Below are 21,519 nucleotides of genomic sequence, written 5' to 3'. Positions count from 1 at the left end.
TCAAGGAAAGACAAGAAAAAGATGGCAGAAGATTTCACCCGTATCGCCGCCGAACGCCCGCCCCATGCGCTCGGCGCCACGCCGGGCCGCGAGCGGATCGCCGCGCGCCCCAGGGCCGTGCCCAGCTTCGACCGCCCGCCGCTGATCGAGACGCGGCCGCCGCGCTGTCCGCCCTTTGTCGAGGTGACGGACCCCGACCAGTTGCTGCCCTATCTCGAACACGTCGCGCAGCGCCCCTACAACCACGGCCTCAACGCCTGCTGGGATCTGAAGCCGGGCGAGCGGGTGCTGCTGCGGGTCGACAACTGGCATTCCGACCTGGTGATCCGGGCCTGCCAGAAGATCCTCGAGAAATACGGGGTGAAGTACGAGATCAAGAAGATCGACCGCGGCCCGGTGCCCCAGTGGATCGGCACCGACGAGGTGGATTACTACCTGTTCCGCACCCGCGAGCTGGCGGAATGGATGGACTGGTGGGAAGAGGCCGAGAAGGAACAGGCCTATGACAAGATCCTGATGGGCTATGGCGGCCCGGTCCTGGCCGAGCGTCACATCAAGATCCAGCGGATGCCGTTCATCACGCCGGAAATCCTGGCCTCCCCAGCGCATACCATGCCGATCGAGGTGCTGAACGCCATCGACCGCTGGACATGGGACCGCGTGCGCACCTGCAAGCGGGCCCGCATCGTCGACCCCGAAGGCACGGATATCGAGTTCACCAACCACGCCGGCTACTGGGACAGCAAGCGCGAGTTCTACGACCCCGAGCTGACCGCCCGGACATGGACCACGAACGAGCATTTCGGCAAGCAATACCTGCCCGGCCACGTCACCGGACGGCCGTGGATGTTCCTGCCCGGCAAGGAGGATGGCAACGGCGTCATCGCCGGCACCACCAACCACATCGCGCCCTGCGACTGGACCCAGCTGATCGTCGAGAACTCGAAGATCACCCAGATCAACGAGGGCGGCGAATTCGGCGACCGGCTGCGCGAGCTTAAGGAGCAGACCGACCACCTCGAATACCCCGAGTTTCCGGGCAAGGGCCTGCTCTACTGGTGGGAAGCCTCGATCGGCACGAACCCCCACGTGCATCGCCCGCGCAAGGATTTCCCGTCGGGCTTCGTCAACTGCCTGTATGAGCGGGTGCGCTCGGGCGTCATCCACATGGGCTTCGGCACGATCATCTCGTCGATGGCGGAACGGCGCGCGGCGCGGGCCGGGCACCCGGTGGGGCACTGGCATCTGCACCTCTATTTCCCGACCTACACGATGGAGCGGGAAGGCGACAACGAGACGCTGATCGAGAACGGCCGCCTGGGCGCGCTGGACGATCCGGAGATCCGCAAGCTCTGCGCCAAGTACGGCGATGTCGACCTGTGGCTGGACGAAAGCTGGAACCCGGCGGTGCCGGGGCTGAACATGGAAGGCGACTACTGGGATCACTATGGCCGCGATCCGCTGCACTGGGTCAAGACCGAGCTGGAGGTCTGCCGCAACTACCACCCGCTGTTCATGAAGATGACCGGGGCGGACGACAAGTATTGCCACGGCGCGGGCGCGGAGTGGTGGAAGGGCGGTTGCTGCAACCACTCGGGCGTCACCGGCGGCGGGTTGCCGGGCAATTGCTGTGGCGGGCATGGCTGAAGCCTGACGTCAGAACGTAAGGGAAATGGAAAAAGCCCCGCCGAGATTGGCGGGGCTTTTTCCTTTTGCGGTCAGGATGTTGGCCGCGTTTCGCGTTGCCGGGGACGAGATAAACAAAAAACTAGTATACAAGCTGGAATACCAGTTGTAGCCTACCTATCGAATCGTCGTGACCCGCGCAGGGGGCGACCACGAATTGGGAGGAGAGGACCATTGCCCGACCGGCTGGCAGACCGAATTCATGCGCCCGCAGGACGCCCCGAGCGGAATGACCGGAAGGCGCACGGCCATGTCTGAGATCCATCTCGTTCACATGTTCTTCCACTCGCCCATCACGCACACGGCGCTGAGCTGGGCCAGCGAGGAGGACGGGCAGCTTGCCGGGCTGGGCAGCTTCGCCTACTGGCAGGACATGGCCCGCACGCTGGAGCGCGGCTGTTTCGATGCCGCCTTCTTTGCCGATACGCCGGCCGCCTCGGACCAGTACAAGGGCGGGCCGGAGACGCCGCTGAAATACGGGGTCGTCTGGCCCACGCATGACCCGATGCCGCTGGCCGCCGTGATGACCGCCGCCACGAAGCACCTGGGCGTCGGCGTGACCCTGTCGATCACCGGCAATTCGCCTTACCTGGCCTATCGCCGGCTCTCGACGCTCGATTACCTCAGCGGCGGGCGCATCGGCTGGAACGTGGTCACCGGGCACATGCAGGCCGAGCACAAGGCCGTGGGCCAGCAGCTCGTGCCCCATGCCGAGCGCTATGACGCGGCCGACGAGTTCATGGAGGTCTGCTACAAGCTGTGGGACAGCTTCGGGGAGGGGGCGCTGCCGATGGACAAGGCGGCGGGTATCCTCGCCGATCCCGACAAGGTCGCGCAGGTTCGGCATGAGGGGAAATATTTCCGCTGCGACGCGGTTTCGCCGACATTGCCGTCGCCGCAGGGGCGGCCGGTGATCTTCCAGGCGGGCTCCTCGGGGCGCGGCATGGAGTTCGCGGTGAAACATGCCGAGGCGATCTTTGCCATCCAGCCGCATCTCAAGGCGATGACCAAGTTCCGCGAGCGGTTCGACGACGCCGCGGCACAGGCCGGGCGCGACCCGATCGGCATCCTGTTCGGGCTGCAATACGTCCTTGGCAGCACCGAGGAGGAGGCGCAGGCCCGGCTCGAGGCGCTGCGCGAGCGGGTGCCGCTCGATGCCGGGCTGAGCCGGCTGTCGGCGCCGCTGGGCATAGATTGCAGCACGCTCGACCCCGATCAGCCGCTCGAGGAGGTGCCGACACAGGCCTCGCAGGGCATGGCGCAGGCGCTGAGCCAGATCGGCAGCGACACCGGCAAGAAGATCACCGTGCGCGAGGCCGCGATCCAGATGGGCCTGTCGGTCGGTCTGCCGCAGGTCGTGGGCTCGCCCGAACAGGTGGCGGACGAGATCGAACGCTACTGGCGCGAAAGTGGGGCACTGGGCTTCAACCTCAGCGCGCCCACCAAGCCGGGTATGGTCGAGGAGTTCGTCGACCACGTCGTGCCGATCCTGCAGGATCGCGGCCTCGTGCGCCGCGCGTATCCGGGGGACACGCTGCGCGACAGTCTGAAACTTTGAACGCACCGGGCGCGCCGCCCGGACAATCCTGATATCAAACGGCGCAACAACGGGAGGAAGACATGAGAACTCACCAGATCATGGCCGCCGGGGCCGCTCTGCTCGTGCAGGTGTCCGGAGCCTATGCCGCGGATCACAACTGGCGCTACGTGGGCGTGATCAACGCCGCGCACGACTATGCCAAGATCATGATCGAAGGCTTCGAACGGGTCGAGGAACGCACCGATGGCGCGCTGCGTATCGAGTACGTGTCCTACGGCGAAACGCCCTACAAGGCGACGGATGCCCTGACCCTCGTCCGCGACGGGCTTGTCGAGATGACCGAGTGGATCCCGGCCTATTACGCCTCGACCTATCCGCTTCTGGCCGGGCCCGAGCTGCCCTTCGTGACGGCCGAGCTCAAGGATGCCGCCGGCTTCCAGGCGGCGACGCTGGAGGCGTGGAGCACGCCCACGATCAGCGAGTACAAGCAAGGCATCATCGACGAGCACGGCGCCGTCAGCCTGTCGACGCAGTTCTACGACCCGATCAACATCTGGTTCACCGACGAGGTGACGGATATCGAGGGGATGAAGGGCAAGAAGGTGCGGGCGTTCTCGCCGGTGCAGGCCGATTTCCTGACCTCCGCCGGCGCCTCGCCGGTCAACATCGCCGCCGCCGAGGCCTATACCGGGCTGCAGCGCGGGGTGATCGACGGGGTGATCACCGGCGCCGGTGCCGTGGTCAGCTTCAAGTGGAACGAGGTGCTGGAATCGGGCTTCACCACGAACCTGACACTGCTGTCCTTCGACATGGTGGCCGCCGAGTCGAAGCTGAACGAGCTGCCCGAAGAGGTGCGCGCCGTGCTGGTCGAGGAGATGGCCAATGTCGAGGCAGAAATCCGCGAGCTGATGCCCAAGGCGTATGAAGAGAAGATCGCCGAGCTGAAGGAGGAGGGGCTGACAATCACCAACCCGTCGCCGGAGCTTTATGGCGAGTTCCACCGCATGGCGGTCGAGGAGGTTTTCCCGGCCTGGGCCGAGCAGGCCGGACCGCAGGCCGAGGAAATCCTGTCGGATTTCGGCATCGAGCTGAACTGAGCAGGGAACGGACGGGCCAATGGAGACCGGACAGGCCAGATGGCACGAGCGGGCGGGGGTGTTTGCCTCCGCCGCCTTGCTGATCGTGCTCTTCCTGCTGCTGCTGGCGGATGTGATCCTGCGCTGGCTGCAGGTCGAGTTCTATTGGGGCAGCGAGGGCGGCGGGCTCTTGATGGCGTGGATGATCTTCCTTGCCCTGCCGATGGTGATGCGCAGGCGCGGCCATATCGCCACCGACTTCGTTGTGGCGCACCTGCCGCTGTCGGCCCGGGCCGTGCTGAGCATGGCGGGGCACGTCCTGATGATCGCCTACCTTGGCTGCCTGGTCTGGTACTGTGCCGAGCTGGCCCATTCCAACTGGCAGGGCGGGGCGCGGTTCCAGGGCATCCTGCGGCTGCCGATGCATGTCGTGCAAAGCGGCATCCTTTTCGGCCTTGTCCTGATGCTGCTCAGTGAAATCCTGATCCTGTTTGAAGAGGTCCGCGCCTTCGGCCGGGCCGGGAAAGGCAAAACATGACCGTTATGGTTCTCATGGGGCTGACGGTCGTGCTGCTGCTGGCCTTCGGCTTTCCCATCGCCCTGGTGCTTGGGGCGACTGGGGTGATCTGGACGCTGATCTATGACCCCAATTACATGTCGGGCATCGCCCATACCGTGTTCAACACGGCCAGCGGCGAGACGCTGATCGCCATCCCGCTCTTCGTGCTGATGGGCCAGATCGTACAGCATTCCCGCGTGGCCGAGCGGTTCTATGAAACCGTCGCCCGCTGGCTGCGCTTCCTGCCGGGGGGGCTTCTGCATGCCAACATCTCTGTCAGCGCCGTCTTCTCGGCGGTCAGCGGGTCGAGCATGGCGACGGCGGCGACCGTGGCCTCGGCCGCGCTGAACAGCCTCGAGCGGCTGAAATACGACCGGCGGATGGCCACCGGCACGCTGGCGGCGGGGGGCACGCTGGGCATCCTGATCCCGCCGAGCATCCCGCTGATTGTTTATGGCTCGCTGGCCGAGGAATCGATCGGCAGCCTGTTCATCGCGGCGCTGCTGCCGGCGCTGCTGATGGTGACGCTGTTTCACGCCTACATCTTCGTCCGGGCGCTGCTGAACCCGTCGCTGGCGCCGCGGGTGCACGGCTCGGAGATCACCAAGGTCAGCGTGGCGGAGGGGCTCAACAGCGTGCTGCCGGTGATGGCGATCATCCTCGTCGTGCTGGGCGGGATCTATGCCGGCTGGACGACCAGCACCGAGGCCGCGGCGCTGGGCTGTCTGATGTCGCTGCTGGCGGCGGGATGGCAGAAGGCGATGTCCGTGCCGATGCTGCGCCGGGTGCTGACCGAGACGGTGATGCTGAGCGGGATGATCCTGTTCATCGTGATCGGCGCGCAGGTGTTTTCCTTCGCGGTCTATACCTGGGGCATCAATATCGAAATTGGGCGGTTCGTGGCCGGCCTCGCCTTCCCGCCGCTGGCGATCTTCGGCGTGATCGTGGTGGTCTACCTCGTGCTGGGCATGTTCGTCGACGCGCTGTCGCTCATGCTGATGACGCTGGCGGTGGTGCATCCGATCGTGACGAACCTCGGCTATGACCCGATCTGGTTCGGCATCGTGCTGGTGCTCCTGCTCGAGGTCGGGCTGATCACGCCGCCGGTGGGCATCAACCTCTTCACCATCAAGGCCGTGCGAAACGACATAGCGCTGAGCGATGTCGCCTTCGGGGCGCTGCCCTTCGTCGTCATCGTGCTGCTGACCGTCGGGGTTCTGGTGGCCTTTCCGCAGATCGCGCTCTGGCTGCCCTTCCGCTAGGCGCGGCGCCGCCCTCGAACCCTACAGGGAGACCCAAATGACCAAGCCTGTCGAAGACGGACACCCGAGCGACGACCTGAGCGGCTTTCGCCGCAGCCTTGGCGAGTTCGCCACCGGCGTCACGGTGATCACCACCTGCGTCGATGGCGTGTGCTATGGCATGACGTCGAATTCATTCGCGTCCGTCTCGCTCGATCCGCCGCTGGTGCTGTGGTCGGTGAAATACGAAAGCCAGAGCTTCCCGGCCTTCCGCGACTGCACGCATTTCACGGTGAACGTGCTGGCCGATGACCAGATGGACCTGTCGCAGAATTTCGCCCGCTCGGGGCCGGACAAGTTCGACGGGCTGGACTACCGCGAGGGTGAAGGGAAGGCGCCGGTACTGGCGGGGGTGGCGGCCTCGTTCGAATGCAGCCTGGCCGAAACCCATGACGGGGGCGACCACCTGATCCTGATCGGGCAGGTCGAGCGCTTTGCCCGCTACGACCGGCAGCCGCTGCTGTTCTCGAAGGGGCGTTACGCTGTGGCGGCCGACCATCCCGCGACGCGCGTGACCACCGATGCCGCCCCCGCCGCGCCCGACGGTGCCGGGGCGCCGCCGCTCGCGCAGCTTCTGGCGCGCGCCTACGGGGCCGTCGCCCACCGGCTCGAGCAAAGCCGGAAGGACGCGGGCCTTGGCCTGACGCTGATGCAGGCGCGGCTTCTGAAGACGGTGCAGACCTTTCCCGACAGCACCCTGCAGGACCTGCTGCCCGAGATCTTCCTCGATTTCAACGCCAGCCAGAACATCCTCGAATCGCTCGAGGGGCTGGGCCTCTTGTCGATCGACGGGGCGGGTCGCGTGCGGCTGACCGAGGTCGGGGAGGACCGGATCAACGCCGTGGTCGAACATACGCGCGCGAACGAGCAGGACCTCTTCCGTGGCGTGCCCAAGGAGGACCTTGCCGCCATGCAGCGGGTGCTCGAACGCGTCGTCGGCAACCGGGGTTGAGGCCGTGACCGGCGCGGCATACGACTATATCGTCGTGGGCGCCGGGGCCACCGGCAGCGTCGTCGCCGCGCGCCTGTCAGAGGGGGGCACGGCCAGCGTGCTGCTGATCGAGGCGGGCGGCCGCGATGCCAGCCCGGTACTGCGGGTGCCGGGGCTGGGCTTCGCCGCCGGCACGCTGGCGCGCTACAACTGGAACTTCTTGACCGAGCCGGTGCCGGCGCTGAACGACCGCCCGCTGACCTTCCTGCAGGGCCGCGTGATGGGCGGGTCGGGCAGCATGAACGGCATGGTCTACAGCCGCGGCCATTCCGGCGAATACGACGCCTGGGCCGGGATGGGCTGCACCGGCTGGTCCTTCGACGAGGTAAAGCCGTATTTCCTCAAGTCGGAGACGAACGCCCGCGGCGCCGGCGAATGGCACGGCGGCGACGGCCCGATGCATTTGCGGCCCGCGCGGCCCGACCTGCCGATCTGCGATGCCTTTCTCGAGGCGGCCGGGGCCCAGGGGGTGCCGGTGGTCGAGGATCTCAACGCCAATCACCGCGAAGGCCTTGGCGTCTACGACCTGAACATCCGCAACGGCCGCCGCCACAGCGCCGCGCGGGCGTTTCTTGGACCGGCGGGCAAGCGGGCAAACCTGACGATCATGCGCAATACGCAGGTGACCGGCGTGACGATCAAGCACGGCCGGGCCACCGGCGTGCGGGCGGTGCGGAAGGGCAGGGCGGTCACCTTTTCCGCCTCGCGCGAAGTGGTGCTGTGCGGCGGCGCCATCATGAGCCCCGTGCTGCTCATGCATTCCGGCATCGGACCGGCGGGGCACCTTCGCGACATGGGGATTGACGTGCTGGTCGATGCGCCGGAGGTGGGCGGCAACCTGCAGAACCATCCCTGTTACCGCCCGCAATATGCCTGCTCGCACCCGGTGACGGCCCGCAGCCATGTCACCGCCGGCGGGGCTTTGCGCGCCGGGTGGCAGTACCTCACCCGGGGCACCGGGCCGCTGGCGGAGAGCTTTGCCTCGGTCGGCGGGTTCTTCAAAAGCGACCCGGCGCTCGAGAGGGCGGACATGCAGGTCGTCTTCCTGTCGGCGCTGCCCCCCTCCGGCGGCAAGGGCATCTTCGACCTTCTGCCCCGCGAGCATGGCTTCGGCCTCACAATCTACCAGGGCACGCCCCACAGCCGCGGGAGGGTATCCCTGCGCTCTGCCGATCCGCTGGCGCCGCCGCGGATCGACACCGGCTATTTCACCGATCCGCGCGATATCGAGGTGCTGGCGGCGGGCGTGCAGCGGATGCGCGACGTGATGCGCCAACCGGCCATCGCCCGCTATATCAGCCGCGAGCTGGCGCCCGGCCCACAGGTTCAGACCCGGGCCGAGCTGATCGACGAAATCCGCCGCAATGCCGGCACGTCCTATCACCAGAGCGGCACCTGCGCGATGGGCGCCGATAACCGCGCGGTGCTCGATCCCTCCCTCCGGGTGCGGGGGGTCCAGGGGCTGCGCGTGGCCGATACCTCGATCATGCCGCGCATGCCCAACGCCGCGCTGCACGCGCCCGCGCTGATGATCGGCGAGAAGGCGGCGGCGATGATCCTCGACGATGCGGCAGGAAAGGCAGCGTCATGACCGACAGCGAGACACCGACCCCCGAGACCGCGATCGAGCCGGAGATGCCGATCATCGACGCCCATCACCACCTGTTCGACCGGCCCGGCCGCCGCTACCTGTTCGACGCCTATCTCGCCGACGCCTCGACCGGGCACGACATCCGCGCCACGGTCTATATCGAAAGCCAGGCCATGTGCCGGGCCGACGGGCCCGAGGCGCTGAAACCCGTGGGCGAGACCGAGTTCGCCGCCGGCATCGCCGCGATGAGCGAAAGTGGCCGGTACGGCCGCTGCCGCGTCAACGCGGGGATCGTGGGCCATGCCGATCTTGCGCTGGGCGATGCGGTGGCGCAGACGCTCGACGCGCATGTCGCGGCCGCGGGCGGGCGGTTTCGCGGCGTCCGGCAGGTGGCCCTGTCGCATCCCAGCCCGGAGCCGTTCCGCTACGTGCTCAACCCGCCGCCGCCGGGGCTACTGAACGCCCCCGCCTTCCGCGAGGGCTTCGCCCAGCTCGGGCCGCGCGGGCTGAGCTTCGAGGCCACCGTCTTCCATACGCAGCTTGCAGACCTGGCCGAGCTTGCCGATGCCTTTCCCGAGACGGTGATCGTCCTCGACCACCTCGGCTTCGCCATGGGCATGGGGCTGTCCGATACCGAGAGGCAGGGCGTTTTCGGTGACTGGGCCAAGGCCCTCCGCGATCTGGCCCGCCGCCCGAACGTCATGGCCAAGATCGGCGGTTTCGGCCTGCCGTTCTGGGGGTTCGGCTTCGATCAGGCGGAGGTGAAGCCCGGCAGCGACACGCTGGCCCGCACGTGGCGGCCTTATGTCGAGACCGGGATCGAGGCCTTCGGCACCGACCGCTGCATGATGGAAAGCAACTTCCCGGTCGACGCGATGAGCTGTGATTACGTCACGCTCTGGAACGCGCTCAAGAAGGTCACGCAGGGCCTTGATGCCGGCGCGCGGCACAAGCTGTTCTTCGCGAATGCCGCGAGGGTCTACGACCTGGGCGTCGCCTTATGACCCGGTCAGAGGTCGCGGTAGCCGCCCTGGTGGGCGAGGGTCACGCCCGCCCCGCCGGTGCGTACGCCCGCAACTCGGCCGATCAGGATGACCGCGCCTTCCTCCTCGATGGCTTTCTCGAGGTGACAGTCGAACACCGCCGCGGCCGTGTCGAGCACCGGCGCCCCGGTCACGAAGCTTGCCCATTGGCCGGCCGCGAACCGCTCCGCCATCTCCGCCCCGCCGCCGAAAAGGCGCGCGATCTCCTCCGACCCGCCGGGCAGGAGGTTCACGGCGAAATGCCGCGCCGCCCGGATGACGGGCAGGGCCGAGGTGCCTTTCCCGGCCGAAACCAGCACCGTCGGCGGCTCCGCCGAGACATGCGCGGAGGAGAGGCCGAGGAACCCGGTCGGGCCGGCCTCACCGCTGGCGGTGATCACCGTGGCCCCCACGGGCCGCGCGCCGACCGTGCGCCAGAAGGCGCCTTGCGTGATCTCCGCGCCGGTGGCCTCGAAACTCATGATGCGCTCTCCCTCTCGGTCCGCCGCCGGGGCGTGACGACGAAGGGAGGTTCTCATGTATCCCACTGGAATACAAGATGTGGATTCCCGGCCCTCACCCTCCGCTTGGCCGGGTATCGCCCGTGTGATATAGCCCGTGAAACCCGATCCCGGCTTATTGGATACCCGAGTGGCACACAGCTTCGCTTCCCCTGCCGAGGACGGCAGCGACATGGATAGACAGTCGCGAGACACCTACTCGACCATCCGCGAAAGGATCGTCACGCTGGAGCTTCCGCCGGGCTCGATTCTGTCGGAAAACTCGCTCGGCGCCTCGCTGGGGCTCAGCCGGACGCCGATCCGCGAGGCGATCAAGCGGCTGGAGCGGGAAGACCTTGTCGCCATCCTGCCAAGGCGCGGTATCGTGGTGACCGAGGTCGACCTGAAAAGCCAGCTCGACCTGCTGGAATTCCGCCGGGGGATAGAGATCCGCCTGATCCGGCGGGGGGCGGAACGCGCCAGCGCGGCACAACGCGCCCGGATTGCCGAGATCGCGACACAGGCCGAAGCCTGTGCCGCCTCGGGCAACCTGTCGGATTATATCGCCCACGACACCGAGTTCGACGCGATCATCGAGCAGGCGGCCGACAACCGGTTCCTGACCAACGCGATGAAGCCGGTGCACGCGCTGGTGCGCCGGTTCTGGCACACCCAGCGCGGCCGGTCGGCCCTGCCCGAGGCGCTGGTGCAGCACGCGAAGGTCATCCGGGCTGCCGCCGACGGCGCGCCCGAACGGGTGGAGGCGGAACTGTCGGCGCTCTACGACCGGAACGAGAAATACATTCGCGGCCTGATGGCCTGAGCCCTTGCCGTGCGGAGGGCCGGCGAACCCGGTTCCCGCCCTTGACGCGCTGCCGTCCCATCTAGTATACCAGTGGAATACGAGAAGGCAGGCGAGTCGCTCCGCCATGAGCCGGCAACAGGAAAGGCAGACCCATGAACATGATGCGGACCATCCCCATGGCGTCGGATGACCCCGAAAACGACGTCATCGTCGGCCCCGCCGAGATCATTGCCGAAGCCGCCGCCGGGCGGATGTTCATCCTTGTCGACGACGAAGACCGCGAGAACGAGGGCGACCTGATCATCCCCGCCGATGCCGCCGACGCCGCGGCGATCACCTTCATGGCGCGGCAGGGCTGCGGCCTGATCTGCCTTGCGATGTCGGGCGAGATGATCGACCGGCTCGATCTGCCGCCGATGCCGAAACGCGGCGGCTCGCGCCACGACACGGCCTTCACCGTCTCGATCGAGGCGCGCCATGGCGTCTCGACCGGCATTTCCGCCAAGGACCGCGCCCGCACCGTCGCTGCCGCGATTGCGCCCGATGCCGGGCCGGCCGATATCGTCACGCCGGGCCATGTCTTTCCGCTGCGTGCCCGCGATGGCGGCGTGCGCCGGCGGGCGGGGCATACCGAGGCGTCGGTCGAGATCGCGCAGCTGGCCGGGCGGCCCGCGGCCAGCGTGATCTGCGAGATCATGAACCCCGACGGCACGATGGCCCGGCTCGATGACCTCGTGCCGTTCGCCCGCCGTCATCACATGAAGATCGGACGGATCTGCGACCTCGTGGCGTGGCTGGACGCCCCCGTCGCCCGCACGGCCTGAGGCAGGTTATTCCTCGTCCGGCAGGTAGGCCTGAACGTTCTTCAGGCTCCGCAGAACGAAGCTCGACCGCGAATGCCGGATGCCGGGCACTTTGTAGAGCTTCTTGCGCAGGAACTCCTCGTACCCGCGCGTCCCGTTCACCGCGACCTTGATGAGATAGTCGTATTCGCCGGTCGTCAGGTGAACCTCCAGCACCTCGTGCAGCTTTTCCATCTCCCGCCCGAACACCTCGAGCGTCCGGTCGTCATGCCGGTCGAGCACTACCTCGATCAGCACGATTTCCGGCGCGCCGAGGCTTTCCTGGTTGAGCATCGCCCGGTAGCCGGTGATCACGCCGTGATCCTCCAGCCGCTTCACCCGCTGCCAGCAGGGGCTGGCCGACAGGCCCACGATCTGCGCCAGCCGCGCGTTCGACACGCGCCCGTCCTCGGCCAGCGTCCGGAGGATTCGGCGGTCGATATCATCGATCTGAAGGGGTTGCGACATGGCGAAATAATCTGCTTCGATATAGTACCATGGCAGCATAGTATTTTGAATTTTGATTATATACCAGCAGAATTCAAAAGCACCTTTTTCCCTCCCCGGGCTACCCTTTCCACAGGAGGTACCCGCCCATGGAAGCCAGGTTCTACTGCTGTGATCCGCTCAATACCGTCAGCCGCGTCATGGACACGGCAAGGCGCATGGGGCTCGGATTTTCCACCCTGAGCTTCGACCGGCAGGAGGGCAGCCTCTACGTCTTCGACATCGTGCTCAGCGACCCGCCCGAACCGCTTGCGCGCAACTTCATCGACCGGATCGCCAATTTCGTCGATCTCGAACCGGGACAGACCGCATGACCGAGGAACGCGCCCCCCGACTGCATGTGCCCGAACCGGCCATCCGCCCCGGCGACCAGCCCGACTTCTCCCACGTCCGCGTGCCCCGCGCGGGCGAGGTGCGGCGGCCGGAGCCCGATGAAAGCCCCGAGGAGCTGCGCGATCTGGCCTTTACCATCATCCGCGTCCTGAACCGTGCGGGCGAGGCGGTCGGCCCCTGGGCCGGCTCGCTCGACGATGACGCGATCCGCGACGGGCTGCGCCACATGATGATGCTGCGCGCCTACGACGCCCGGATGCTCAAGGCCCAGCGTCAGGGCAAATCCTCCTTCTACATGCAGCACCTCGGCGAAGAGGCGATTTCCTGCGCCTTCCAGAAGGCGCTGCGCCCGGGCGACATGAACTTCCCCACCTACCGGCAGGCGGGGCTGCTGATCGCGGCGGGTTATCCGCTCACCAAGATGATGTGCCAGGTCTACTCGAACGACGGCGACCCGGTGCGCGGCCGGCAGCTTCCGGTCTTCTACAGCTCGCGCGAGCACGGGTTCTTCTCGATCTCGGGCAACCTCGCCACGCAATACGTGCAGGCCGTCGGCTGGGCCATGGCCGCGGCGATCAAGGGCGAGAACAGCCTCGCCGCCGGCTGGATCGGCGACGGCTCGACCGCCGAAAGCGATTTCCACGGCGCGCTGGTCTTCGCCTCGACCTACAAGCCGCCGGTGATCCTGAACATCGTCAACAACCAGTGGGCCATTTCCACTTTCCAGGGCATCGCCCGCGGCGGGGCCGGCACCTTCGCCGCCCGCGGCCACGGCTTCGGCATCCCGTCGCTCAGGGTCGACGGAAACGACTACCTCGCCGTTCATGCCGCCGCCTCCTGGGCCGCCGAGCGTGCCCGGCGCGACCTCGGGCCGACGATGATCGAATACGTCACCTACCGCGCCGGCGGGCATTCCACCTCCGACGATCCGGCGGCCTACCGCCCCAAGGAGGAGGGCAGCGCCTGGCCGCTGGGCGACCCGATCCTGCGGCTCAAGGCGCACCTGATCCAGAAGAACCTCTGGTCAGAGGAGCGCCATGCCCAGGCCGAGGCCGAGATCATGGACGAGGTCGTCGCCGCCCAGAAGGAAGCCGAGGCGATCGGCACGCTGCATTCCGGCCGCCGCCCCAGCCCGCGCGACATGTTCGAGGATGTCTATGCCGAGATGCCGCCGCATCTCGTGCGCCAGCGGCACGAAGTGGGGTACTGACCATGGCGCGCATGTCGATGATCGAGGCCATCCGCAACGCCCACGAGGTGGCGATGGAGACCGACGAGAATGTCGTCGTGATGGGCGAGGACGTGGGCTATTTCGGCGGCGTCTTCCGCTGCACCGCCGGGCTGCAGAAACGCTTCGGGGTCGAGCGCTGCTTCGACACGCCGATCAGCGAGCTGGGCATCGTGGGCACCGCGATCGGCATGGCGGCCTACGGGCTCAAACCCGTGGTCGAGATCCAGTTCGCCGATTACATGTACCCCGCCTATGACCAGCTCGTCTCGGAAGCCGCGCGCCTGCGCTATCGCTCGGCGGGGGAGTTCACCTGCCCGATGGTCGTCCGCATGCCCACCGGCGGCGGTATCTTCGGCGCCCAGACCCACAGCCAGAGCCCCGAGGCGCTGTTCACCCATGTCGCCGGGCTGAAAACCGTGGTCCCCTCGACCCCGGCCGATGCCAAGGGCCTGCTGCTCGCCGCCATCAATGACCCCGACCCGGTGATCTTCCTCGAGCCCAAGCGGCTCTATAACGGGCCGTTCGACGGGCATTTCGACCGCCCCTCGCGCTCGTGGAACAAGGACGAGAAGGGCGAGGTGGAGCCCGGCCATTACGAGATACCTCTGGGCAAGGCCAGCACCGTGCGCGAGGGCAGTGCCGCGACGCTGGTGACCTATGGCACGATGGTGCATGTCGCGCTGGCCGCGGTCGAGGAGAGCGGCGCCGATATCGAGGTGATCGACCTGCGCACGCTGCTGCCGCTCGACCTCGACGCCGTGGCCGCCTCGGTCAACCGCACCGGCCGCTGCATCGTGCTGCACGAGGCCACGCTCACCTCGGGCTATGGCGCCGAGCTTGCCGCGCTGATCCAGTCGGAATGCTTCTACGCGCTCGAGGCGCCGATCCTGCGGGTGGCCGGGTGGGACACGCCCTATCCGCATGCGCAGGAATGGGATTACTTCCCGGGCCCCGAACGGGTGAAACGTGCCATCGCCACGGTGCTGGAAGGGTAGGCCATGACCGAACAAAGCTTCAAACTTCCCGATATCGGCGAGGGCATCACCGAGGCCGAGCTGAGCGAATGGCTGGTCAAGGTCGGCGACGAGGTCCGCGAGGACGACCCGATCTGCGAGGTGACGACCGACAAGGCCACCGTCGAGATCCCGGCGGCGGCGACCGGCCGGGTGACATGGGTCGGCGGCGAGGCGGGCGACGTGCTGGCCGTGGGCAGCGAGCTGATCCGGATCGAAACCGATGCCGAGGCCACGCCGCAGGCCCCGGAGAGTGAAGAACCCGCGCCGGAACCGGTCCCGAATCCGGAACCGGAGCCGGAGTCCGAAGCGCCCGCCACACCCACGAATCAGCCCGAACCGCCCGCCAGTCCCGCCCGCCGGGCGCAGGCGCCGGCCTCGGCCGCCATGGTCCGCAACGCCGCCGGCCGGCCGCTGGCCGCGCCCTCGGTGCGGGGCCGCGCGCTCGAGATGGGCATCGACCTGCGCCAGCTGCGCGGCACCGGCCCGGCCGGCCGCATCCTGCATGAAGACCTCGACGCATACGCCGAAAGCGGCGGCGCCGCCGCGCCCGGCACCGGCCTGCGCCGCCGCGACACCACCGAGGAGGTCCGGATCACCGGCGTGCGCCGCAAGATCTCGGAACGGATGTCGCTGGCCAAGTCGCGCATCCCGCATTTCTCGATCATCGAGGAGGTCGAGGTCGATGCGCTGGAAGACCTGCGCGCCAGCCTCAACGCCCGTTTCGCCGACAGGCGCGGCAAGCTGACCCTGCTGCCCTTCGTGATCCGCGCCCTGTCCGAGGCCGTGCTCGACCACCCGGAAATCAACGCCCATTTCGATGACGAGGCCAGCGTCGTCACCCGCCACGCCGCCCTGCATTGCGGCATCGCCACCCAGACCGAGACCGGCCTGATGGTCCCCGTGCTGCAACACGCCGAGGCGATGGACCTGTGGGAAGCCGCCCGCGACATCCGCCGCCTCTCCGACACCGCCCGCGCCCGCCGGATCGCGCCGGAAAACCTCTCCGGCTCGACCATCACGATCACCTCGCTGGGCCCGCTCGGCGCGCTGGCGACGACGCCCATCATCAACCACCCCGAGGTGGCCATCGTCGGCATCAACAAGATCGCCGTCCGCCCCGTCTGGGACGGCCACGCCTTCCAGCCCCGGCGGGTGATGAACCTGTCCTGCAGCTTCGATCACCGGGTGGTCGACGGGTGGGTGGCCGCGGAATTCGTGGCCAAGCTGAAGGCACTTCTGGAAACCCCGGCAATGCTATGGATGGAGTGGCGCGATGACTGAGATGACCTGTGACCTGCTCGTCATCGGCGGCGGCCCCGGCGGCTATGTCTGCGCCTCCCGCGCGGCACGGCAGGGGCTCGACACCGTGCTGGTCGAGGGCCGCCGCGTCGGCGGCACCTGCCTCAACGTGGGCTGCATCCCGTCGAAGGCGCTGATCCACGCGGCCGACCTTTTCCACACCGCCACGCGTCAGGCGGGGGAGGGGCTCTGCGGCGTCACCGTCGCCACGCCGACGCTCGACTATGGGCAGACGCGCGACTGGTCCGGCTCGGTCGTCGACAAGCTCTGTTCCGGCGTGACGGGCCTTCTTGGCAACAGCGGCGTGAAAACCCTGACCGGCTGGGCGCATTTTCGCGATGGCAAGACCGTCGAGGTCGACAGCGAAACCGGCCCGGTGACGATCCGCGCCGCGAAGGTGGTGATCGCCACCGGGTCGCGCCCCGTCGAACTGCCGGGCCTGCCCTTCGGCCCGCATACGCTCGATTCCACCGCCGCGCTCGCCCTGGCCGATCTGCCCTCGCGATTGGCGGTCGTCGGCGCGGGTTATATCGGGCTGGAGCTGGGAACGGCCTTCGCCAAGCTGGGCTGCGCGGTCACCATCGTCGAGGCCGCCGACCGCATCCTGCCGCAATATGACGACAAAATGACCCGCCCGGTGCGCCGTCGCCTCGAAGAGCTGGGGATCACCCTGAAGCTCGAAACAAGAGTAAAGGGCTGGGCACAGGAAGGCGAAACGCTGTCCCTCTCCGGCCCCGATGGCGAGGAGAGCCTCGCCGCCGACAAGGCCCTCGTCACCGTGGGCCGGGCGCCCAACCTCGACGGTCTGCGGATCGAGGAGCTGCGCCTCCGCCATGACGGCCCCTTCCTCGAGATCGACGACCAGTGCCGCACCTCCATGCGCGGGGTCTATGCCATCGGCGACGTGACGCCGGGCCCGATGCTGGCCCATCGTGCCATGGCGCAGGGGGAGCTGGTGGCCGACCTGCTGGCCGGCCATCCGAAACGGTGGGACAAGACCTGCATCCCCGCCATCTGCTTCACCGACCCCGAGATCGTCACCGCCGGGCCGCTGCCCTCCGAGGCCGGCGAGGCCGTGACCAACAGCTTCCAGTTCCGCGCCAATGGCCGGGCGCTCACGCTGGGCGACACGGAAGGCTTCGTGCGGATCGTGGCCCGCCCCTCCGATCATGTCGTCCTCGGCATCCAGGCCACCGGGCCGGGCGTGTCGGAACTGGCCGCCGCCTTCGGCCTTGCGATCGAAGCCGGCCTTCGGGCCGAGGATGTCGCCGCCACCATCCACGCCCACCCGACCCTCGGCGAGGCGTTGCAGGAGGCCGCGCTGGGCCTCGCCTCGATGTCCAATCACGGCTGATCCCCTGCCGATGGCAGGGGTGCCACGTTGCTTCCAATCTTCCGCACCAGTGGTATACAGGCAGCCTGAACAGGACGAAGGCAGGGCCCGATGGCACGACAGATCCCGAAAACGCAGGACTCCGGCGAACTCGATCCGCTGGCGGCCACGGCCTACACCACCCTCCTCGACCGGATCGTCCGGCTCGACCTGCCGCCGGGCAGCCTGATCTCGGAAAATTCCCTCGGCCGCGAGATGGGCCTCAGCCGCACACCAGTGCGCGAGGCGCTGAAACGGCTGGAACGCGAATACCTCGTCTCGATCATGCCCCGCCGCGGCATCATCGTGACCGAGGTCGACCTCCGCAGCCAGATCCAGCTTCTGGAAATGCGCCGCGGCATCGAGATGCGCCTGCTGCTGCGCGGCACCGAACGCGCCAGCGACGGCCAGCGCGCCGAGATGAAGCGGCTGGCCACCGAGATGGAGGCGGCGGCAGGGGCAAACGACCTGAAAAGCTATGTCCGCCACGATGCCGAGTTCGACGCCATCATCGAGGAGGCCTGCGCCAACCGCTTCCTCACCCAGGCGATGTGGCCGGTCCACGCGCTGGTCCGCCGCTACTGGCACACGCAGGTCGGCACCGCCGGCCTGCGCGAGGCGCTCGACCGGCACGTGCGCGTGGTCCGCGCCGCCGCCGATGGCGATACCGAGGCGGTGCGCCAGAGGCTGACCGAGCTTTGTGACCAGACCGAAAGCTACATCCTCGACCAGATGCGCTGAGCCGCGGTTCCCACGACCGGAGGTTTCGACGGCGCCACCGGCGCTGCCCGCTTGACCTGCCTTCGCCGCAACATGTATTCTACTGAAATACTAGATGCGCGATGGGAGGAGACACCATGAACGAGATGAACCCGGTGGCCTATACGAAGATCCCCAGGATCGACCGGGCCCTGATCGAACGTGCCAGCCGGAATTCGGTGGCCGACCTGCACGAGGGGCTGGGCGGTATCGCCGGGCGGCGGCACCTGCTGTCGCCCGCCATGCGCCCGGTCTGGCCGGGGGCGAAAACCTGCGGGCAGGCGGTGACCTGCTACAACTACCCCGGCGACAACCTGCTGCTGCACATCGCCGCCAGGCTGGCCGAGCCCGGCGACGTCATCGTCGCCACCAATGGCGGCAGTGCGCAGGGGGCACTCTGGGGCGACATGATCACCTATTACGCCCAGCGAAAGGGCATCGCCGGTGCCGTCGTCGACGGCGCGGTGCGCGACACCGGCCGGGTGCGCGAGATGGGCTTCCCGGTCTTCTCGACCGCGATCTCGGTGTCGCACCCCGAGAAGCGCGGCCCGGGCTCGGCCAACGTGCCGGTCGTTGTGGCGGGCGTGACCGTGAACCCCGGCGACCTGATCGTGGCCGACGATGACGGCGTGCTGGCGATTCCGCCCCACCTCGTCGAATCAGCCGTGCAGAACGCCGAGGCGCGGGCGGCCAAGGAATCCGGCTTCCGCGAAAAGCTCGACGAGGGCGCCACGATGTACGAACTCCTCGGGCTCGAGCGCGATGTCGCGGCCTGCGGGCTGACCGAAATCGACGGCACCTGGACGGAGGCCGGGCCGGGCAAAGCCTGACCGGCCCCGCCAACCCGGCCCACCGCGCGGTCGGAGTGATAAAAACCGTTCAATCCCGGGATCAGGGCGTTGATTCGACGCCATTTTCCCGGGAACGGCGACGTGCGATCTGCATTCCCATCCATCAGATAAACCGATGAAAATCATCACATCAATGATCATCCAGATGATCGGTTGGTATGCTAGTAAACCTCCCAGCCAAAGTCATCTTTGGCCGCGGCAGGGAGGAAAGCCGCACGGAATCCTGCACCGGGACACACGTGACCGGGCAGTCGACGGAGGAGCGGATCGCGGCGAATGCGGCGGTCCGGTTGACCAAAGAGGATCGGCGTGACCGCAAAGACCATTCCAGAGGAGTGCCGAGGGCAAAGGATGTCCGGCTGGTGCAGGATGTGCAACGCCGCCGCCACGGCGGACCGGTGGCTCCGCCATCTCGAAAACGCGGCGATGGTCGTCTCGGCCCTGTCGATCGTCACCATCACCGTGATCGTCTGTGCCGAGGTGTTCCTGCGCAGTACCGCCGGCATCTCGACCCTCATCTCGGCCGAATACGCGGGCTACCTGCTGGCCGCCAATGTCTATCTCGGCCTCGCCTGGACCTTCCGCAACGGCGGCTTCATCCGGGTCGAACTGGTGCACGGGCTGTTTCGCGGCAGGATGGCGGCGCTGCTGAACCTGCTGATCGCCGTGATCGCCACCACAACGCTGCTTGTCTACACCTGGTACATCATCGATTTCGTCCTGCAGACCTATCGCAGCGGCGCGACCTCGATCTTCATCACCCGCACCGTGCTCTGGGTGCCGCAGCTGGTCATGCCGATCGGCTCGGTGCTGCTGACCTGCAGCATGATCTCGGCGCTGGTCCGCTCCGCCGCCGCGCTCTTTTCCCCGGACCTGTCCGCATCCGAAGACAGTGACCAATCGGAGGACTGGCTATGACCTGGGTCGCCTTTTCCGCCCTCATCATCGCGATGCTCTTCGTCCTGCTGGCCTCGGGCGTCTGGATCGCCATCGCCCTGATGACGACAGGCATGTCGGGCCTCTACATCGCCGGCGGGGCAAAGACCCTGCTGTCGCTGGGCTCGATCAGCTGGAACTCGATCAATTCCTTCACGCTCAGCCCGGTGCCGCTCTTCATCGTGATGGGCGCGATCATCCTGCGCTGCGGCGTGGCGCAACGGTTCTACGCGGCGCTGGCGATCTGGCTGCGCGTCCTGCCGGGCGGGCTGTTGCAGTCGAACGTCGTCTCCTGCTCGGTCTTCGCCGCCGCCTGCGGCTCCAGCGTGGCGACGGCGGGCACCATCGGCACCGTCACCATCCCGGAACTGAAGGCGCGCGGCTATGACGACCGGCTGATCTTCGGCTCGCTCGCGGCCGGGGGCACGCTGGGCATCCTGATCCCGCCCAGCATCATCATGATCATCTACTGCTCGATCGTCGAGGTGTCGGTCGCCAAGCTGTTCATCGCCGGGGTCGTGCCGGGGCTGGTGCTGGCCGTGGCCTTCATGGGCTATATCGGGGTGCGCTGCCTGCTGAACCCGGCCCTGGCCCCCACGGAAACCGAGCCGGTAAGCATGGGCGACCGCCTCCGCTCGCTGGGCGATATCCTGCCGCTCTTCGGGCTGATCTTCTTCGTCATGGGCTCGATCTACCTCGGCTGGGCCACGGCGACCGAGGCCGCCGCCATCGGCGTGCTGGCCTCGGTGGTGATCGCCGCCCTCTACCGCGGCCTGAGTTGGGAGAACGTGAAGGAGGCCCACCTCTCGGCGGTGCGCACCACCTGCATGGTGCTGGTCATCGTCGTGGCGGCCCAGGTCTTTTCCTACGCGCTGGTCTACTCGGGCGTCAGCCGCTCGCTGACCGGCTGGGTCATCGGGCTCGACCTGCCGGTCTTCGTGCTCTTCCTCGCCATCGTGTTGCTCTACATCTTCCTCGGCTGCCTGATCGACGGCGCCTCGATGATGCTGCTGACGCTGCCGGTGCTGTTCCCGATCATCAATGCCGCCGGTTTCGACCTGATCTGGTTCGGCGTCATGGTCGTGGTGCTGATCGAGATCGGCATGATCACCCCGCCGATCGGTCTCAACCTCTTCGTATTGCACGGGATCGGGCAGGGCACGCCCTATGCCGACGTGGCGCGCGGCGCGCTGCCCTACGTCTGCCTGATGCTCGCGTTCCTGCTGCTGATGTGGTTCGTGCCGGGCCTCGCGCTCTGGCTGCCGGACCAGATGACCGTGGCGCGATGACAGCGCGCCGCAA

20 protein-coding genes and 1 pseudogene are annotated in these 21,519 nt (G+C 67.4%); 19 read left to right on the top strand and 2 right to left on the bottom strand.

What is annotated here, in order from left to right; all coding sequences use genetic code 11:
• Positions 1 to 21 precede the first annotated feature (21 nt).
• From RLN94_RS10335 to RLN94_RS10300, 8 genes are all read left to right on the top strand, one after another.
• A complete protein-coding gene (locus RLN94_RS10335; RefSeq protein WP_350132991.1) occupies positions 22 to 1,647 on the top strand; it encodes a hypothetical protein in 1,626 nt (541 codons plus the stop codon).
• Positions 1,648 to 1,936: 289 nt separating this feature from the next.
• The gene (locus RLN94_RS10330; protein WP_350132989.1) at positions 1,937 to 3,244 is read left to right on the top strand and encodes an NtaA/DmoA family FMN-dependent monooxygenase; all 1,308 of its coding nucleotides are present in this window, start codon (positions 1,937 to 1,939) and stop codon (positions 3,242 to 3,244) included.
• Positions 3,245 to 3,306: 62 nt separating this feature from the next.
• On the top strand, positions 3,307 to 4,323 hold the full coding sequence (locus tag RLN94_RS10325) for a TRAP transporter substrate-binding protein (protein WP_350168918.1): 1,017 nt from the start codon (positions 3,307 to 3,309) through the stop codon (positions 4,321 to 4,323).
• A gap of 19 nt (positions 4,324 to 4,342) precedes the next feature.
• Positions 4,343 to 4,840: a TRAP transporter small permease gene (locus tag RLN94_RS10320; RefSeq protein WP_350132985.1), complete on the top strand. Its 498-nt coding sequence runs from the start codon at positions 4,343 to 4,345 to the stop codon at positions 4,838 to 4,840.
• On the top strand, positions 4,837 to 6,123 hold the full coding sequence (locus RLN94_RS10315) for a TRAP transporter large permease (protein WP_350132983.1): 1,287 nt from the start codon (positions 4,837 to 4,839) through the stop codon (positions 6,121 to 6,123). The genes RLN94_RS10320 and RLN94_RS10315 overlap by 4 nt, the downstream gene beginning before the upstream one ends.
• A 37-nt stretch (positions 6,124 to 6,160) precedes the next feature.
• Positions 6,161 to 7,114, top strand: a complete 954-nt coding sequence (locus RLN94_RS10310) for a flavin reductase (protein ID WP_350132981.1) — start codon at positions 6,161 to 6,163, stop codon at positions 7,112 to 7,114.
• Between the two features lie 4 nt (positions 7,115 to 7,118).
• Positions 7,119 to 8,744, top strand: coding sequence for a GMC family oxidoreductase (locus tag RLN94_RS10305; protein WP_350132979.1), 1,626 nt, complete (start codon positions 7,119 to 7,121; stop codon positions 8,742 to 8,744).
• Positions 8,741 to 9,748 (top strand): amidohydrolase family protein, encoded by a 1,008-nt coding sequence (locus tag RLN94_RS10300; RefSeq protein WP_350132977.1) that lies wholly within the window; start codon positions 8,741 to 8,743, stop codon positions 9,746 to 9,748. The genes RLN94_RS10305 and RLN94_RS10300 overlap by 4 nt, the downstream gene beginning before the upstream one ends.
• Positions 9,749 to 9,753: 5 nt before the next feature.
• On the opposite strand, the gene RLN94_RS10295 is transcribed toward RLN94_RS10300, so the two are convergent.
• Positions 9,754 to 10,248 (bottom strand): flavin reductase family protein, encoded by a 495-nt coding sequence (locus RLN94_RS10295; protein WP_350132975.1) that lies wholly within the window; start codon positions 10,246 to 10,248, stop codon positions 9,754 to 9,756.
• Positions 10,249 to 10,459: 211 nt separating this feature from the next.
• Between RLN94_RS10295 and RLN94_RS10290 the strand changes: the two genes are divergently transcribed.
• Together RLN94_RS10290 and ribB are read left to right on the top strand one after the other, a co-directional pair.
• Entirely contained in the window at positions 10,460 to 11,089 is a 630-nt protein-coding gene (locus RLN94_RS10290) for a GntR family transcriptional regulator (RefSeq protein WP_350132973.1), read from the top strand.
• Positions 11,090 to 11,247: 158 nt separating this feature from the next.
• Positions 11,248 to 11,865, top strand: a pseudogene (gene ribB / locus RLN94_RS10285) (3,4-dihydroxy-2-butanone-4-phosphate synthase); the annotation flags it as partial.
• 36 nt (positions 11,866 to 11,901) lie between these two features.
• Here ribB and RLN94_RS10280 read toward each other — a convergent pair.
• Complete coding sequence (locus RLN94_RS10280) at positions 11,902 to 12,381, bottom strand: Lrp/AsnC family transcriptional regulator (RefSeq protein WP_350132972.1); 480 nt, start codon at positions 12,379 to 12,381, stop codon at positions 11,902 to 11,904.
• Positions 12,382 to 12,509: 128 nt separating this feature from the next.
• Here RLN94_RS10280 and RLN94_RS10275 point away from each other — a divergent pair, with 128 nt between their 5' ends.
• The 9 genes from RLN94_RS10275 to RLN94_RS10235 all read left to right on the top strand — a co-directional run bounded on the left by RLN94_RS10275 (position 12,510) and on the right by RLN94_RS10235 (position 21,506).
• On the top strand, positions 12,510 to 12,734 hold the full coding sequence (locus tag RLN94_RS10275; protein WP_350132970.1) for a hypothetical protein: 225 nt from the start codon (positions 12,510 to 12,512) through the stop codon (positions 12,732 to 12,734).
• Positions 12,731 to 13,963 carry a 3-methyl-2-oxobutanoate dehydrogenase (2-methylpropanoyl-transferring) subunit alpha gene (locus RLN94_RS10270; RefSeq protein WP_350132968.1) on the top strand — a complete coding sequence of 411 codons (1,233 nt, stop codon included), beginning with the start codon at positions 12,731 to 12,733 and terminating at the stop codon, positions 13,961 to 13,963. The genes RLN94_RS10275 and RLN94_RS10270 overlap by 4 nt, the downstream gene beginning before the upstream one ends.
• Positions 13,964 to 13,965: 2 nt before the next feature.
• The gene (locus tag RLN94_RS10265; RefSeq protein WP_350132966.1) at positions 13,966 to 14,979 is read left to right on the top strand and encodes an alpha-ketoacid dehydrogenase subunit beta; all 1,014 of its coding nucleotides are present in this window, start codon (positions 13,966 to 13,968) and stop codon (positions 14,977 to 14,979) included.
• A 3-nt stretch (positions 14,980 to 14,982) separates the two neighbouring features.
• Positions 14,983 to 16,281 (top strand): dihydrolipoamide acetyltransferase family protein, encoded by a 1,299-nt coding sequence (locus RLN94_RS10260; RefSeq protein WP_350132964.1) that lies wholly within the window; start codon positions 14,983 to 14,985, stop codon positions 16,279 to 16,281.
• Positions 16,274 to 17,653: a dihydrolipoyl dehydrogenase gene (lpdA, locus tag RLN94_RS10255; RefSeq protein ID WP_350132962.1), complete on the top strand. Its 1,380-nt coding sequence runs from the start codon at positions 16,274 to 16,276 to the stop codon at positions 17,651 to 17,653. The genes RLN94_RS10260 and lpdA overlap by 8 nt, the downstream gene beginning before the upstream one ends.
• Positions 17,654 to 17,743: 90 nt before the next feature.
• Positions 17,744 to 18,412 carry a GntR family transcriptional regulator gene (locus tag RLN94_RS10250; RefSeq protein ID WP_350132960.1) on the top strand — a complete coding sequence of 223 codons (669 nt, stop codon included), beginning with the start codon at positions 17,744 to 17,746 and terminating at the stop codon, positions 18,410 to 18,412.
• A 116-nt stretch (positions 18,413 to 18,528) separates the two neighbouring features.
• On the top strand, positions 18,529 to 19,260 hold the full coding sequence (locus RLN94_RS10245; protein ID WP_350132958.1) for a 4-carboxy-4-hydroxy-2-oxoadipate aldolase/oxaloacetate decarboxylase: 732 nt from the start codon (positions 18,529 to 18,531) through the stop codon (positions 19,258 to 19,260).
• A 372-nt stretch (positions 19,261 to 19,632) separates the two neighbouring features.
• Entirely contained in the window at positions 19,633 to 20,199 is a 567-nt protein-coding gene (locus RLN94_RS10240) for a TRAP transporter small permease subunit (protein ID WP_350132956.1), read from the top strand.
• Positions 20,196 to 21,506 carry a TRAP transporter large permease gene (locus RLN94_RS10235; RefSeq protein ID WP_350132954.1) on the top strand — a complete coding sequence of 437 codons (1,311 nt, stop codon included), beginning with the start codon at positions 20,196 to 20,198 and terminating at the stop codon, positions 21,504 to 21,506. Before RLN94_RS10240 ends, RLN94_RS10235 begins: the two co-directional genes overlap by 4 nt.
• Positions 21,507 to 21,519 lie beyond the last annotated feature (13 nt).

It is taken from the genome of Roseovarius sp. (assembly GCF_040223625.1).
Lineage (GTDB): Bacteria > Pseudomonadota > Alphaproteobacteria > Rhodobacterales > Rhodobacteraceae > Roseovarius.
This window is presented reverse-complemented; position numbering and strand designations above follow the sequence as displayed.

Coding starts and splice junctions, on each gene's coding strand:
- RLN94_RS10335 (WP_350132991.1), top strand. CDS start 22: ATGGCAGAAGATTTCACCCGTATCGCCGCCGAACGCCCGCCCCATGCG.
- RLN94_RS10330 (WP_350132989.1), top strand. CDS start 1,937: ATGTCTGAGATCCATCTCGTTCACATGTTCTTCCACTCGCCCATCACG.
- RLN94_RS10325 (WP_350168918.1), top strand. CDS start 3,307: ATGAGAACTCACCAGATCATGGCCGCCGGGGCCGCTCTGCTCGTGCAG.
- RLN94_RS10320 (WP_350132985.1), top strand. CDS start 4,343: ATGGAGACCGGACAGGCCAGATGGCACGAGCGGGCGGGGGTGTTTGCC.
- RLN94_RS10315 (WP_350132983.1), top strand. CDS start 4,837: ATGACCGTTATGGTTCTCATGGGGCTGACGGTCGTGCTGCTGCTGGCC.
- RLN94_RS10310 (WP_350132981.1), top strand. CDS start 6,161: ATGACCAAGCCTGTCGAAGACGGACACCCGAGCGACGACCTGAGCGGC.
- RLN94_RS10300 (WP_350132977.1), top strand. CDS start 8,741: ATGACCGACAGCGAGACACCGACCCCCGAGACCGCGATCGAGCCGGAG.
- RLN94_RS10295 (WP_350132975.1), bottom strand. CDS start 10,248: ATGAGTTTCGAGGCCACCGGCGCGGAGATCACGCAAGGCGCCTTCTGG.
- RLN94_RS10290 (WP_350132973.1), top strand. CDS start 10,460: ATGGATAGACAGTCGCGAGACACCTACTCGACCATCCGCGAAAGGATC.
- RLN94_RS10280 (WP_350132972.1), bottom strand. CDS start 12,381: ATGTCGCAACCCCTTCAGATCGATGATATCGACCGCCGAATCCTCCGG.
- RLN94_RS10275 (WP_350132970.1), top strand. CDS start 12,510: ATGGAAGCCAGGTTCTACTGCTGTGATCCGCTCAATACCGTCAGCCGC.
- RLN94_RS10270 (WP_350132968.1), top strand. CDS start 12,731: ATGACCGAGGAACGCGCCCCCCGACTGCATGTGCCCGAACCGGCCATC.
- RLN94_RS10265 (WP_350132966.1), top strand. CDS start 13,966: ATGGCGCGCATGTCGATGATCGAGGCCATCCGCAACGCCCACGAGGTG.
- RLN94_RS10260 (WP_350132964.1), top strand. CDS start 14,983: ATGACCGAACAAAGCTTCAAACTTCCCGATATCGGCGAGGGCATCACC.
- lpdA (WP_350132962.1), top strand. CDS start 16,274: ATGACTGAGATGACCTGTGACCTGCTCGTCATCGGCGGCGGCCCCGGC.
- RLN94_RS10250 (WP_350132960.1), top strand. CDS start 17,744: ATGGCACGACAGATCCCGAAAACGCAGGACTCCGGCGAACTCGATCCG.
- RLN94_RS10245 (WP_350132958.1), top strand. CDS start 18,529: ATGAACGAGATGAACCCGGTGGCCTATACGAAGATCCCCAGGATCGAC.
- RLN94_RS10240 (WP_350132956.1), top strand. CDS start 19,633: ATGTCCGGCTGGTGCAGGATGTGCAACGCCGCCGCCACGGCGGACCGG.
- RLN94_RS10235 (WP_350132954.1), top strand. CDS start 20,196: ATGACCTGGGTCGCCTTTTCCGCCCTCATCATCGCGATGCTCTTCGTC.